At 62.7% G+C, this 12,481-nt stretch carries 15 protein-coding genes and 1 tRNA gene; 4 read left to right on the top strand and 12 right to left on the bottom strand.

Annotated elements, in window-relative coordinates; genetic code table 11:
- Positions 1 to 34: 34 nt before the first annotated feature.
- From lysW to N0D28_RS11225, 10 genes are all read right to left on the bottom strand, one after another.
- Positions 35 to 208, bottom strand: coding sequence for a lysine biosynthesis protein LysW (gene lysW, locus N0D28_RS11270; protein ID WP_260559614.1), 174 nt, complete (start codon positions 206 to 208; stop codon positions 35 to 37).
- A 102-nt stretch (positions 209 to 310) separates the two neighbouring features.
- Positions 311 to 658 (bottom strand): zinc ribbon domain-containing protein, encoded by a 348-nt coding sequence (locus tag N0D28_RS11265; RefSeq protein WP_260559613.1) that lies wholly within the window; start codon positions 656 to 658, stop codon positions 311 to 313.
- 20 nt (positions 659 to 678) lie between these two features.
- Complete coding sequence (locus N0D28_RS11260; protein ID WP_260559612.1) at positions 679 to 1,188, bottom strand: LeuD/DmdB family oxidoreductase small subunit; 510 nt, start codon at positions 1,186 to 1,188, stop codon at positions 679 to 681.
- A gap of 27 nt (positions 1,189 to 1,215) precedes the next feature.
- The gene (locus tag N0D28_RS11255) at positions 1,216 to 1,917 is read right to left on the bottom strand and encodes a hypothetical protein (RefSeq protein ID WP_260559611.1); all 702 of its coding nucleotides are present in this window, start codon (positions 1,915 to 1,917) and stop codon (positions 1,216 to 1,218) included.
- 85 nt (positions 1,918 to 2,002) lie between these two features.
- Positions 2,003 to 2,530, bottom strand: a complete 528-nt coding sequence (locus tag N0D28_RS11250; protein ID WP_260559610.1) for a DUF4388 domain-containing protein — start codon at positions 2,528 to 2,530, stop codon at positions 2,003 to 2,005.
- A 235-nt stretch (positions 2,531 to 2,765) separates the two neighbouring features.
- Positions 2,766 to 3,905, bottom strand: coding sequence for an NAD(P)/FAD-dependent oxidoreductase (locus N0D28_RS11245; protein ID WP_260559609.1), 1,140 nt, complete (start codon positions 3,903 to 3,905; stop codon positions 2,766 to 2,768).
- A 296-nt stretch (positions 3,906 to 4,201) separates the two neighbouring features.
- Positions 4,202 to 4,648 carry an organic hydroperoxide resistance protein gene (locus N0D28_RS11240; RefSeq protein WP_260559608.1) on the bottom strand — a complete coding sequence of 149 codons (447 nt, stop codon included), beginning with the start codon at positions 4,646 to 4,648 and terminating at the stop codon, positions 4,202 to 4,204.
- A 77-nt stretch (positions 4,649 to 4,725) separates the two neighbouring features.
- Positions 4,726 to 5,865 (bottom strand): RNA-guided endonuclease InsQ/TnpB family protein, encoded by a 1,140-nt coding sequence (locus N0D28_RS11235; RefSeq protein ID WP_260559607.1) that lies wholly within the window; start codon positions 5,863 to 5,865, stop codon positions 4,726 to 4,728.
- Between the two features lie 4 nt (positions 5,866 to 5,869).
- Entirely contained in the window at positions 5,870 to 6,289 is a 420-nt protein-coding gene (tnpA, locus tag N0D28_RS11230; RefSeq protein ID WP_446681959.1) for an IS200/IS605 family transposase, read from the bottom strand.
- 43 nt (positions 6,290 to 6,332) lie between these two features.
- Positions 6,333 to 6,620: a hypothetical protein gene (locus N0D28_RS11225; RefSeq protein WP_260559606.1), complete on the bottom strand. Its 288-nt coding sequence runs from the start codon at positions 6,618 to 6,620 to the stop codon at positions 6,333 to 6,335.
- 146 nt (positions 6,621 to 6,766) lie between these two features.
- Here N0D28_RS11225 and guaA point away from each other — a divergent pair, with 146 nt between their 5' ends.
- The 4 genes from guaA to N0D28_RS11205 all read left to right on the top strand — a co-directional run bounded on the left by guaA (position 6,767) and on the right by N0D28_RS11205 (position 10,898).
- Complete coding sequence (gene guaA, locus N0D28_RS11220) at positions 6,767 to 8,299, top strand: glutamine-hydrolyzing GMP synthase (protein WP_260559605.1); 1,533 nt, start codon at positions 6,767 to 6,769, stop codon at positions 8,297 to 8,299.
- 370 nt (positions 8,300 to 8,669) lie between these two features.
- Positions 8,670 to 9,272, top strand: coding sequence for a hypothetical protein (locus N0D28_RS11215; RefSeq protein WP_260559604.1), 603 nt, complete (start codon positions 8,670 to 8,672; stop codon positions 9,270 to 9,272).
- 130 nt (positions 9,273 to 9,402) lie between these two features.
- On the top strand, positions 9,403 to 10,752 hold the full coding sequence (locus tag N0D28_RS11210) for an MFS transporter (RefSeq protein ID WP_260559603.1): 1,350 nt from the start codon (positions 9,403 to 9,405) through the stop codon (positions 10,750 to 10,752).
- Between the two features lie 71 nt (positions 10,753 to 10,823).
- Positions 10,824 to 10,898, top strand: a tRNA-Val gene (locus N0D28_RS11205).
- 348 nt (positions 10,899 to 11,246) lie between these two features.
- Here N0D28_RS11205 and N0D28_RS11200 read toward each other — a convergent pair.
- Entirely contained in the window at positions 11,247 to 11,684 is a 438-nt protein-coding gene (locus tag N0D28_RS11200; RefSeq protein ID WP_260559602.1) for a site-specific integrase, read from the bottom strand.
- Between the two features lie 280 nt (positions 11,685 to 11,964).
- Positions 11,965 to 12,417, bottom strand: coding sequence for a hypothetical protein (locus tag N0D28_RS11195; protein ID WP_260559601.1), 453 nt, complete (start codon positions 12,415 to 12,417; stop codon positions 11,965 to 11,967).
- Positions 12,418 to 12,481: the final 64 nt, after the last annotated feature.

The raw sequence follows: 12,481 nt of genomic DNA, 5'->3' as shown, positions 1-12,481 counted from the left end.
CCAGGGCGGCGGGTGGCTGCCCTGGCCTCAGTCCTCACTCTCCCCAGTCCTCGGCTTCTTGCGGAGCCGGGGCCAGGCGCGGGGGGTCGAGGCTGACGACTTCCAGCTCTGCGCCGGTGTCTTCGTCAATGACCAGTTCGCCGAGTTCGGGGTTGTCGAGTTCGATGATCGCGCCGCTCTCGGGGCTTTCGAATTTGATGGTTGCCATAGTTTCCTCCTGAACCCAGTGGGTCCCTTTGCGCTTGATAGGTTACAACGGCTTTTGCTTTTCAAACGGAATTGCCTAGACCGCAACCCGAAACGGGTAAGCTCAGGTTCCGAGTTGGTCTTCCGGCTGTTCCTCAAACGAAAGCTCCACCCCGGCCTGGCAGTGTGGGCAGCGCACCAGGCTGGTTTCCTGGCCGCTCCCGTCCTGCACGGTGGGAGCGGCGGCCAGCATCTCCTCGGTTACGTCGAATTCCTGGTGGCAGTTGGGACAGGTCGTCAGAATGCCCAGCAGTTCGACCTCGAAATCCTGGCCCTCGTTGCGGACCACTTCCATCTCGGCATTGCAGTTCTCGCAGACGATGGCGTCACCGACTTCGAGTTCGCTTCGGTCCTCGCCGGTGAGTTCCAGCACCTCCCCGCAAACGGGGCAGTCAATTTCCAGAATAGCCATAGGTTCAGTTTACCTTGCCCTCACGCCTGATCTGGAGTGGGCGGCTCGCCGGGAAAGCGCTGGTGCTTTTTGTAGAACGCCAGAATGCTGCCTTCCTTGAGCGCCTCGGTCAGAAAGGCGGGCGGCGGGGTCAGCTGAAAGGTGTCTGCGCTGCGTGTGAGTCTACCGGTCTCAATATCGAGCGTCACCTCGTCACCGTCGTTGAGAGAACCGAGCAGATCGGCCTCGAAGGCGGGAATGCCGAGGTTGAGCAGGTTGCGGTAATGGATGCGGGCGAAGCTCGGCGCGATGATGCCGCCCACCCCCAGTTTCTTGAGGGCCGCCGGGGCGTACTCGCGGCTGCTGCCCAGGCCCCAGTTGCGGCCTCCGATCAGCACGTCGCCGGGCCGCACCTCGGCGGCGAACTCTGGGCGGATGTAGTGAAAGGCGTAGGTCTGAAACAGGTCCTCACCGGCCATGAATGGAGCGAACTTGCCGGGCAGGATGTCGTCGGTGTTGACGCTGTCGCCGAATTTCCAGATACGGGGCATGCGGCCAGTCTGCCACGTCCGGCGGTATCAGGGCTTTTCCCAGTCGATGACGCGGCGGTGACGGGCAAAAAACAGAAACTGCGAGGCCAGCAGCAGGCTGTTGAGCAGTACGGCCGAAAGAATACGCTCCATCAGGCCGTAGAACTTGTCCAGCGGCGTGAAGTTGCCGTCCGGCGTGACCAGCACGAAAATCAGCAGGGTCGAAATCAGCACGACCAGGGTGGTGTTGAGCGCATATTTGTTGGTGTCGTAAAAGCCTTTCAGGGCGCTGCCGTGCCGCACCTGCACCCGCCCGCTGGTCAGATCGGCCCGCACGCCGCCGACGCTGATGGCCAGCGACACCCGTACGCCCGGCCCGAAATCGAAGGCCGACTCGCGCAGCATCGCTTCGGTGAGCTGTTCGGCGAGGCGCTGAACTTCAGTGAGATACGTGGCGAAGACCCGCACCGTCACGAACTGTCTGTCGTCCGTGAGATTGACCAGCGCAGGCAGGGCCAAGTCCGCCTGCGGCCAGCGGGCATAGACGAGCGCGCCGCGCCGCACCTGCGCCTGGTCTTCGGTCTTGACGAGCGCGACGGCCCGCTCCACATCTGCACCGGGTTCTGAGCCGGGCAGCCACCGCACCTGCCAGCCCCGGAAGACCCGCTCCCACAGCGCCGGGTCGTGCGGATTGTGGCCAGGCGTCAGCGGCACGGTGCAGATGGTGCGAAGCGAGGTGGGCGCGGGCACCGCTCAGCCCTGGGCGAAGGCCGCTGGCCCGCCCGGCGAGGTCACGAAGCGGAGATCTGCGCTGAAAGGGCCTGCGCCAGGCTGTTCAGAGGCGTGCGCCGGAATCGACCAGGCCCGACTGCACGAAAGGGCGCAGCAGTTCCAGGGTGGCGCGCGGCGAGAGATCGCTCTGGGCCACCAGATCGCCCAGCGGCAGCTTGCCCACCTGATTGAGGGTGCGAAACTGCGAGCGGGTCACCGGCTGCTGTTCGGACCAGCGCGGTGTGAAGGTCAGCGGGCGGTCCCAGTAGGGAAAGAAGCGCAGCAACTCGCGCCAGTCGTCGCTGCTGACGCTGAGATGCCTCAGCAGCGATGTGCGCCGCATCTCGACAGTGCGCTTGGGCGCAGGCTGCGCCGGGTCGAAGGTGAACTCGCCGCCGTTGACCGAGGCCAGCAGATCGAGGGCATCGTCGCCTTCACGGGTGAGCGCTTCGGCGTGAACGACCTCGCCGCCCTGCAACCACAGATCGCCGCCGCGCGGATGCGAGACGTGTACCCTACCGCTCGCCGCGCCGTTGGTCAGCATCTGGAGCACGTTCAGAAGTGGAAATTCAGTCAGGTCGCCCCGCAACATATATTGAGCAGTGTAGCGTGTCTGACCTTCTCTGTTGCCAGTACACGCCGGACCGGACCGGAGGTCATCCGGACGCGGATTGAATCGTTGTTAGAAAAGGATTCAATCTGACCGACAGGAGTAGAACTAAACGGAACCCGTTTCAGCGACATCTCGCCCGGGTGGGTGTTGGTCTGCTCGAACCCAAAAAAGGAGCGGACGCCGTGTCCACTCCTGAAAGTCAAATCGAAAGCTGTTACTCGATGCTGGCCCGCCATCTCCACTCGGAGGCGCGCTTCATCACGTGGGCCAGGCCGCCGGTGATGGCGAGCTTCTGGTTCCAGGGCAACTTCATCCAGCCGACGGCCATGATGCCGCCCAGGCTGACGAACTCGCCCAGGGTGCTGGGCACGTAGGCATGCAGCGGCTGACCGCGCACCATCCGCATCAGGTTGTCGCCGGTCAGGCGGCCCTGCTGCCCGGCGTGCTGGGCAGTGGTGGGCACCGGCTTGTCCTGCTGATTGAGCGCCAGGCTCATGTCGCCGACCACGAACACGTCGGGGTACTCGGGAATCCGCAGGTCGTTGTCCACCACGATGCGTCCGCCGGGGCCCTTCTTGATGTTCTGGGCCTTGACGATGTCGCGCGCCTGAATGCCGCCGGTCCAGATGATCTTGCCCGCGGCGATGACGCGCTGCTGGCCGTCGGCGGTCTGCACCGTGACGCTGTCGGCAGTGGCCTGCATCAAGCGGTTGCCGGTCAGAATCTCGATGCCGTAGTCACGCAGCACCTTCTCGGCCTTGACGCGCAGGGCAGCGTCGATGACCGGCAGGATGGCCGGGCCCGCTTCGACCAGGTAAATCTTGAACGGGGCGATGCCGCGCGCTTTGCTCAGCGACTCGTTGCGCTGCGCCAGCTCGGTGACGAGTTCTACGCCAGTCAGGCCTGCGCCGCCCACCACGATGTCGCGGTTGCCGCTGTAGCCCGCGTCGTAGGTGCGGTTGACGTAATCGAAGATCTGATCGGCGTCCTTGAGTTCCTTGAGTTCGGCGGCGTTCTCGGCCAGCCCCGGAATGCGGTAGAAGTTGGTCACCGATCCCAGGCCCACGATCAGGGTGTCGTAGTGGTAGGTGGGGCCGTCTTTGGTCTTGACCTCTTTGGTATCGAGGTTGACCTCGCTGATGACGGCCAGATCGAGCTTGACTCCGGTGCCGCGCAGCAGCGGCGCGAGCGGCACCGTCACCTTGGTGTTGTGGGCCGCCGCCTCATGCAGACGGGTCTCGAAGGTGTGGTAGGGGTTTTGTTCGACCAGAGTGACGTCGAGGTCAGGGTGGGGCTTGAGCTTGGTCGCCACCGCGAGGCCCGCGTAACCAGCGCCGAGAATGATGGTTTTCATGTCCTTTCTCCTGTGAACGAATTCACGAGCTTGACCCACCCCGCTTCGGTTTGTGGGTTTCGCTGCACGTCCTGCGGCCACGCTTGACCGTCAGGCAACAGTGTTCAGTGTACACCAATGGCCGGTCTGGACTGCGAGAAAAGGTGAACTTCACGGGTGACGCCATCCCGTCACTGCGGCGCGTGAGAGGGGCCAGTGCCACAGGCGCGCCTTCAGCAGATCCACAAAGATAAAGCCGGGCCGCACGGCCATGGAAGACGGTGCGGCCCGGCTGGATCAGGGCTGGTTGACAGGATTCAGTCGAGGACAACCAGGCGCACGTCCACGTTGCCCTGGGTCGCCACGCTGTAGGGACAGACGCTGTGGGCCGCCTTGACGACTTCCTCGGCGGTGGCACGGTCCATGCCGGGAATCCTGACGCGCAGTTCCACGTCGAGCTTGAAGGCCAGGCCGGACTTTTGCAGGCCCACCTCGGCGGTGACCTCGCTCTGGGCGGTGTCCACCTTCATGCGCCGCCCGACCACGCCCATCGCGCCCTGAAAGCAGGCCGCGTAGCCCGCCGCGAAGAGCTGCTCGGGGTTGGTGCCGCTGCCGCCCTCGCCGCCCATTTCTTTGGGCACACTCAGGTCGAGCTTCAGGTGGCCGTCGCTGCTGCTGATGTGTCCGGCCCGCCCGCCCTCGGCGGTGGCGGCGGCGGTGTAGATGTTGGCGGGGTTGGGGGCGGTCTGATCTGAAGTCGTCATGAGGTTCATCATGCCTCAAACTGGGCGGCCTGGGTTGCATCTGTTCCCGGATTGGCTCCGAGTGATGACTCCCCGCCCTAAAGGGCGAGGCTTCTCTGGTCAGCAAGCGCCGGAGATTGCACGCTCTCGCAGAAGGCAGCATCCCTGCCCCGATTCAGGATATTCAAAGCGGCATGGACATCGCGGTGCATGTCCAGTCCGCAGTTGGCACACAGGTAGGCATGGCCGATTTTAATTTTCTGGCGATGCCCACACTGGTGACAGTCCTGACTCGTATATTTCGGGTCAACCCCGAGAACTCTCCGACCAGCGTTCGCAGCTTTGAGGGAGAGGATGTTGATGAAGCTGGCCCAACCCGCGTCCAGTACACCTTTGGCGGTACGGGAACGGGCCAGCCCGATGATGTTGAGGTCTTCGTGAAACACGGTGTCGTGGCGATTCACCAGAGTGCGGGCCGTCTTGTGGTGGAAGTCCCGGCGACGATTGGCGACCCGGCGATGCTCAGCAGCGACCTGACGCTTCAGCGCCTTGTGGCGGCGGCTGCCCCGCTTCCTCTTGCTGGCGGCCCGCTGAAGCAGGCCAATTTTGCGCTCCGACTTCTTGAAGTGACGGGGAGCCGGAACGAACTCGCCGTCCGACGTGATGAGGAAGTTTGGATTCGTGCCGAGGTCAATCCCAATCACGTCACCCGTCGCGGGGAGGGGTGCAGCTTCGACCTCGCAGGCAAACACGATGAACCACTTGTCACCCTCCCGCTTGACGGTGGCCGTCTTGACCTGCCCTTCAAGCGGACGGTGGAACGTGCAGCGCACGTTCCCAATCTTGGAGAGGTCGACCTTCCCAGAATCTTCCAGGGGCATCGCCCCCGTCTTACCCGCTTGCGGGTAAGTAAAGGAGTCGTAGTGGTTGCGCCCTTTGAACCTCGGATACCCGGCAGTCTGTTTTGCCTTGACCCGCCGAAAGAATCCCTTGAAGGATTTGTCCAGCCGCTCTATGACGTCCTGCAACACCTGGGAGTGGATTCCCTTGTACTCCGGCAGGTCGGCCTTGATTTCAGTCAGGGCGCGTTTCTGTTCGTAGTAGCGGACCGAGACGCCGCTTTTCTTGTAGGCTCCCCTGCGTTCCTCAAGGGCCGCGTTGTACAACTGGCGGCACAGGTACAGCGTGGTATCCAACGCCTTCTCCTGCGTGACGTTCGGGAAAAGCCTATATTTCATGGCCTTAAACCCCATCGTCTTCCACCTGCCCTTTGCGCTGCCCTTCGATGTACCGCTGAATCACCTCGGCGGAGATGTTGCCCGCCGACCCGACGTAGTAGGCATTCGTCCACAGGTGGCCGCGCCGCTTCAGCTCGGGGAACTCCTGAAGGAGAAGCCGAGCTGAGACGCCCTTCAGAATCTTGGCGATGTCGGACGGTGCCCATTTCGGCGGGCAGGACACGAACACATGCACGTGGTCCGGCATGACCTCCATGCCCCGGATGAGCCAATCCCGTTCAGCGCAGGTAGCCGTGAAAATCTCCATCAGGCGGTCACGGGACGGGCCGAAGAACGAACGACGGCGGTACTTCGGCGTGAACACCAGATGGTAGTTCAAATTGAAGTGTGCATGTCGTGTTGAACGCTCTTCGGCCATATGCACATGGTAGCAGATAAACCACTAGATTTCTAGCCCGTGTGGTGCTTTAGCTTTGCGGCACCTGCGGTGCCGAGGGCTTATATCCCCGTCCTTCAGGGCGGGGATATAAGCCCTTTTCTCTAAACGGGATCGGCGACGCTCGGCTATGGCCGGGGTCGGAATCGTCGGTGGGTCGCCCATGCTGACCGCTGCTGTCTGGCTGCATTTTGTCGTCCGAAACGGGCGTCCAGGCGTCTGTCTGCCCGGTTTCTGGTGTGGGCTGCACCTTGAAACGCGGATCATCCCGGTTCTGGTCCGGCATGATGATCTCCTCGGAAGTCGCTGGCTTCACCATGTTCTATCCAGGCGGCGGCGTTGAGAGGGGAGTGAAGTCGCCCTGGCTTTTGCCAGAAGCATTTGGCCTGCCCTGACTTGTGGCCCCAGGCCCAGGGGCGGCCCTTCGCCTTTCTTGATTCGTCGACGTGTCCCTACAATGGGTGGGTGAGCATCGTCATCCTCGACTTCGGCAGCCAGTACACCCGCCTGATCGCCCGGCGCTTCCGTGAACTCGGCACCTACAGCGTCATTTTGCCCGGCAACGCGCCGCTGGAGCGTATTGAGCAGGAAAATCCGGTGGGCCTGGTGCTGTCGGGCGGCCCCAGCAGCGTTTACGACGAGAACGCGCCGCGCCCTGCCGATGGTGTGCTTGACCTCAGCATGCCGATTCTGGGTGTCTGTTACGGGATGCAGTTCCTCGCACATCAGGCGGGCGGCGAGGTCAGGCGGGCGGGCAAGCGCGAGTACGGCAAGGCCGATCTGACGCGCTACGGCGGGCAACTCTTTGAGGGCATTCAGGGCGAGTTCGTGGCCTGGATGAGTCACTCCGACAGTGTGACCCAGCTCCCGCAGGGCTACGAGGTGGTGGCCGAGACCGAAGACACGCCCGTCACCGCCATTGAAAACCCCGTGACCCGGCGCTACGGCGTTCAGTTTCACCCGGAAGTGGTTCACACGCCCAAAGGCGGCCAACTGCTCGCCAATTTCCTGACCATCTGCGGGGCGGCCCGCGACTGGACAGCGGCGCACATCGTCGAGGAACTGATAGACGAGGTGAAGGCGCAAGTCGGCGACGGGCGGGTGCTGCTCGCCATTTCCGGCGGGGTGGACAGCTCCACGCTGGGCCTGCTGCTGGCCCGCGCCATTGGCGACAGGCTGACGGCGGTGTTCATCGATCACGGCCTGCTGCGCCTCGGCGAGCGTGAGCAGGTCGAAGCGGCGCTGACGCCGCTGGGCGTGCATCTGGTCACGGTGGACGCCACTCAGGAGTTTCTGGGTGCTCTGACGGGTGTATCCGACCCCGAGCAGAAGCGCAAGATCATCGGACGCGAGTTCATCCGGGCCTTTGAGCGCGAGGCCCGCGAGTACGGCCCCTTTGATTTTCTGGCGCAGGGCACGCTTTATCCAGACGTGATCGAGTCGGCGGGTGGCCTGAGCAGCGACAAGTCTGGCGCGGCCAACATCAAGAGCCACCACAACGTCGGCGGCCTGCCGGACGATCTGGCCTTCAAGCTGGTGGAGCCGTTCCGCACCCTCTTCAAAGACGAGGTGCGCGAGATTGCCGCCCTGCTGGGCCTGCCCGACCCCGTGCGGATGCGTCACCCCTTTCCCGGCCCCGGCCTGGGCATCCGCATTCTGGGTGAGGTGACGCCCGAGAAGCTGGACATTCTCAAGCGGGTGGACGACATCTTCATTTCGGGCCTGCGCGAGTTCGGCCTCTACGACACCTGCTCACAGGCGCTGGCCGTGCTGACACCCATTCAGAGCGTCGGCGTGATGGGCGACGAGCGGACGTACAGCTACACGGTGGCGCTGCGGGCTGTCACTACAGGCGACTTCATGACTGCCGAATGGGCGCGGTTGCCGTATGACTTCCTCGGCACCATGAGCAGCCGCATCGTCAATCAGGTGCATGAGGTGAACCGGGTGGTCTACGACATCACCGGCAAGCCGCCTGCGACGATTGAGTGGGAGTGAACTAACAGCCAACCACTTGATTCAGTAGCTGGTGAGTGAAAAGTTGTCTACCTGTTAGTTTCAGAAAGCCCGTCCAGCACGGCGTTTTGCCGAAACCAACATACACGGATGCCTGAGTCTACGCCCGTTAGCTACTGAGCCACGCTATTTGGAGCAACTGGCTGAGGTTGGCCTGCTGAATGCCAGCGGCAGTGGTCACTTGTTCCTCATCCAGATAAAAAGCCAGTATGACCAGGCGGTCCGCGTCAGGAATGGGAGAGTGCTTGGCACCGTAAGCCTTGATCTCCACCCCGCTCATGAACACTTCCGTACACCTCCACTGCCGCTTTGACCCTGGCTTCCCCCCACTCCGGCGTGATAAAACGCTGCTATGGAAAGCGTTGTGGCACTCTTTAGCGAACCTGCCCAGGCCAAGACGGCATTGCAGAATCTGGCAGCGCGCGGCTTTGACCGTGACAATCTGGGTTTCAGTATCAATGACCCCGTGGCCGAGAATGATATCGCCCAGGACACCGGCATCTCGCCGGAGCAGGGTGCACCGGCAGGCGTCAGCGGTGTGCTGCGCGGCATGGGGCTGGGCATCATGGCGGGTCTGGCCATTGCCCTACCCGTCTGGGCGCTGATCTGGCTGATTCCTGAAACCCGCATCTACTCGATGGGCGGTCTCTACACCGCGCTGTTCGGTGTGCTGGGCGGCGGCGGCATGGGCGGCATCTTCGGGGCGCTGGCCGGAACCGATCACGGCGACTACGTCAAATTGCTGCGCCAGTTCGGCATTCCTGCTGCCGACGCTGAGGCCTACGACGCGGGCATCCGCTCTGGGCACGTGCTGGTGGTGGCCCGTAGCGAGCGCGGCAACAAGTCCGACGAGGCCCTGAGCATCCTCAAGCGCAGCGGCGCAGTCGATCTCTCGCAGGTGCGCGGCGGCGGCGCACTCGCCAGTCAGCGCGGCACCACCGACCAAACCGTCTGATAACTGAAGAGGGAAGAGTCGGGCCACCTGCCAGGCGCAGTGGCCCGCTTTTTTGTCATCTGTAAAGCCCTGATGAACGCTTCCCTTGAGCACCGCTGCCTGCCCTATGGGTGCGTATACTTCTGAACGAATGACAATGGATACGCCTGTAGCTGTGCCGGGAGGCTGGCGCACTTTCCTGACTCTGTGGGCGTCGCAGTCGCTCAGTTTGCTGGCCACCAACGTGGCCTGGTTTGCCATCACCATCTACTTCACCACGGTGGTCTACGCTGCCGACTCGCAGCGGGCGCAACTGGCGTTGATGGTCGGTGCACTGGGCCTGCTGACCTCGCTGCCGCAGATCGTCCTCGCGCCGTTTGCCGGGTCGTTCACAGACCGCTACAGCCGCCGCGCTATCATGCTGAGCTGCGACGCCCTGAGCGCCGTGGTGTCGCTGCTGATTACCCTGATGATCTGGAGCGGTTCGCTGAACGTGCCACTGCTGCTGCTCGGCGTCGTGCTGGGCCGGGTGGCGGCGGTATTTCACGAGAGCGCTTTCGAGGCCAGCTACGCCATGCTGCTGCCCGACCACCAGCTTGCCCGCGCCAGCGGCATGATGCAGACCACCTACAGTGCTGGGGCCATCGCTGCGCCCGCGCTGGCTGCGCTGATCATCGCCCTGCCGCAGCACCTCAGTGGCGGGCTGTGGAACCTGACCAACGGCACCGCCCTGGTGATGGCACTCGATACCCTGAGTTTCGTGGTGGCTGCATTGGTGCTGCTTATGCTGGTGATTCCCAGTCCCCAGGAGCGGCCCGAACCCGGCGCAAAAACTGACTTCTGGGCTGATTTCAAGCTGGGCTGGCACTATGTGGGCTGTCGCCGCCCGCTGCTGCTGCTGCTGCTCACCCTGACTGCCGTCAATTTCGCCACGGCGGGTGTCAATCTCTACGAGACCCTGCTGGCCCGCTTCACGCTCGACGCCGACATCGTGCAGCGCGGCATGAGTTTCGAGACAGGCTACGCCCTGATGACCACCGTCACCGGCGTCGGCACGCTGTTGGGCGGGCTGATTATCAGCACCTGGGGCGGCCTCAAGCGGCGGCGCATCTACGGCCTGCTGGGGCCCCTGCTCATTCAGGCGCTGGCCGTCATGGTGATGGGCCTATCGCGTTCTTTGCCGCTGACCTGCGCTGCGTTGCTGATCTTCGGTCTGGCCTTTCCGGTTGCCGGGGCGCACTCGGCGGCCATCTGGATGTCACAGGTGCCGCGCGAGTTTCAGGGCCGGGTGTTCAGCGTTCGGATGGTGGTGGGCAGATCGTCCATTCCCATCAGCATGGTGATGTTCAGCCTGCTCTCGGCCCGCTTTGCTCCAGGGCCGGTGGTGGCGGTGCTGGGCGCGGGGGCCGTCGTGGTCACGCTGTGGGCGCTGCTCAGCCCGCAGGTGCGCCGGGTGGAGGACAAGGCGCACCTCGATGAGCTGGCCGCGCGGGTAAGCTGATGGCGCAGCGGTCGGCGCTTGATTTGCTCGCCGTCGCCCCGTAAACTGCCTATGCCTGTATTGATTGGTAGGGGCGGTTAGCTCAGCGGTAGAGCTTTCGCTTTACACGCGACGGGTCGGGGGTTCGAATCCCTCACCGCCCACCACAAGAAAATACCCGCCCAGTGCGGGTTTTTTCGTTTCTGCTAGAGTTGAAAATAAGCTTAGAATGCCCATTCGGCGTAACCCGTGCGTAACCGCTTCTTTCAGCATGTCGCTCAGGTTCAGCGCCCAGGCTTCGCACTCACCGACGTACACCGTACGGTACTGGCGCAATGGAAAGGCCACTGACGAGTGACCGAGCTGCTTGCTGACTACCTCTACCGGAATGCCGCGCCGCAGACTCAGCGAAGCATAGGTGTGATGCAGGTCGTGAGCCGGCAGCGTCCGCACGCCTGCCGCCTCGCAGATCAGCAGCAGGACATGCTGCTGGGTCTGGCGCTCACGGTGCGCGGTCAGGAGCTGCATGGTTTTCGGGGAGAGATGCACAGTGCGCTTGTTGTTGGCGGTCTTGGGCCGAAGATGATCACGCGCCCATCATCATCGACCACCATCTCACTGACGCTGTGGGTGCTGGACTTCCAGTTGATGTCCTGCCAGCGCAGGCTGAAAAGTTCGCCGCATCGTATCCCGGTGCTGAGCGCGAAGACGAACCACTCGCCCCGGTGGTCGGCTTGCACTGATGCTAGCAATAGCGCAGCTTCCTCCGGCGTGAAGTTCGCCAACTCGCCTTCTTCGCGCCGCTTGGGTGGGTTGGGCCGGACCAGCTCGGCCACGTTGCGCGTGACGGGTTCCAACTGGAACGCCTCGCCGAGCGCGGTTAGCAGGAACTGGTGAAGCTGACACTGGCTGGACGCTCCGAGGCCGGAGGCGTTCAGGTGGTAGAACACCAAGAGTTCAGTGTCCCGGAAGAGAAGGTGGTCGCCGCAGCGCAGGCGCTTCCTGATAAGGCACGCGGTAAGCCTGCACGCGTCTACGGTTGCCGCCCATACATGCTGCTGACGATCAACGAGGCTGAGCCTCACGAATCGCTGGTCTTGGACATGCGACCATACCCTGGGCCAACGTGGTGGAAGACGAGCGGCATTATCAGGAGAAGACGAAAAGCAAATCGGAGTGAGCCAGAAGGAGAAAGCCCCAGCTTAAGTGCCGGGGCTTGTTGCTTGATAGCGTTTACCTCTTGGATTTCTTTGCGGCGGCTTTCGGTGCGGCCTTGCGCCCGGCACGGCTGCTGCCTAAGTGCTGGCCCTTCTCAAAGCTGGCCTGCATTTTCTGACGCGTTTCAGCGGCCAATGCCTTGAAATCCACCAGGCCTGCGCTGATGTTCTCGACACTGGTCTTGATCTTGCCGCCAGTGCGGTTCGCAGCGAGGCTCCGGTTCACCTCTTCAAACCAGGTGTCGAACTCAGGGCTGGCCTCAAAGATCATCTCGCGCACGTTGCGGCTGTACGTCTCGTCGCTGTTCCGGCGGCTGAACTCTTTGGGCAGCTGAAACCGCTCGGTATTCATATAGGCCGCTTCGAACTGTCCCTCTCTTACCGCCTCCTTGAAGGCTTTGACGAAGCTATCACTGCGCTGTGGATTGGCGAGTTTGGCGACCTGCTCACTGAGTTTCGTATAAGACATAAGAGAGAACATAGCAAGTAGACACTTCAGATCGCAAGTTCAAAAGACTGGCTTCAGGAAGCAT

The organism is Deinococcus rubellus, from assembly GCF_025244745.1.
In the GTDB taxonomy this organism is placed as follows: domain Bacteria; phylum Deinococcota; class Deinococci; order Deinococcales; family Deinococcaceae; genus Deinococcus; species Deinococcus rubellus.
This window is presented reverse-complemented; position numbering and strand designations above follow the sequence as displayed.

Coding starts and splice junctions, on each gene's coding strand:
- N0D28_RS11215 (WP_260559604.1), top strand. CDS start 8,670: ATGGAAAGCGTTGTGGCACTCTTTAGCGAACCTGCCCAGGCCAAGACG.
- N0D28_RS11210 (WP_260559603.1), top strand. CDS start 9,403: ATGACAATGGATACGCCTGTAGCTGTGCCGGGAGGCTGGCGCACTTTC.
- N0D28_RS11195 (WP_260559601.1), bottom strand. CDS start 12,417: ATGTCTTATACGAAACTCAGTGAGCAGGTCGCCAAACTCGCCAATCCA.
- N0D28_RS11250 (WP_260559610.1), bottom strand. CDS start 2,530: ATGTTGCGGGGCGACCTGACTGAATTTCCACTTCTGAACGTGCTCCAG.
- N0D28_RS11235 (WP_260559607.1), bottom strand. CDS start 5,865: ATGAAATATAGGCTTTTCCCGAACGTCACGCAGGAGAAGGCGTTGGAT.
- N0D28_RS11260 (WP_260559612.1), bottom strand. CDS start 1,188: ATGCCCCGTATCTGGAAATTCGGCGACAGCGTCAACACCGACGACATC.
- lysW (WP_260559614.1), bottom strand. CDS start 208: ATGGCAACCATCAAATTCGAAAGCCCCGAGAGCGGCGCGATCATCGAA.
- N0D28_RS11225 (WP_260559606.1), bottom strand. CDS start 6,620: ATGGTGAAGCCAGCGACTTCCGAGGAGATCATCATGCCGGACCAGAAC.
- N0D28_RS11240 (WP_260559608.1), bottom strand. CDS start 4,648: ATGACGACTTCAGATCAGACCGCCCCCAACCCCGCCAACATCTACACC.
- N0D28_RS11265 (WP_260559613.1), bottom strand. CDS start 658: ATGGCTATTCTGGAAATTGACTGCCCCGTTTGCGGGGAGGTGCTGGAA.
- N0D28_RS11245 (WP_260559609.1), bottom strand. CDS start 3,905: ATGAAAACCATCATTCTCGGCGCTGGTTACGCGGGCCTCGCGGTGGCG.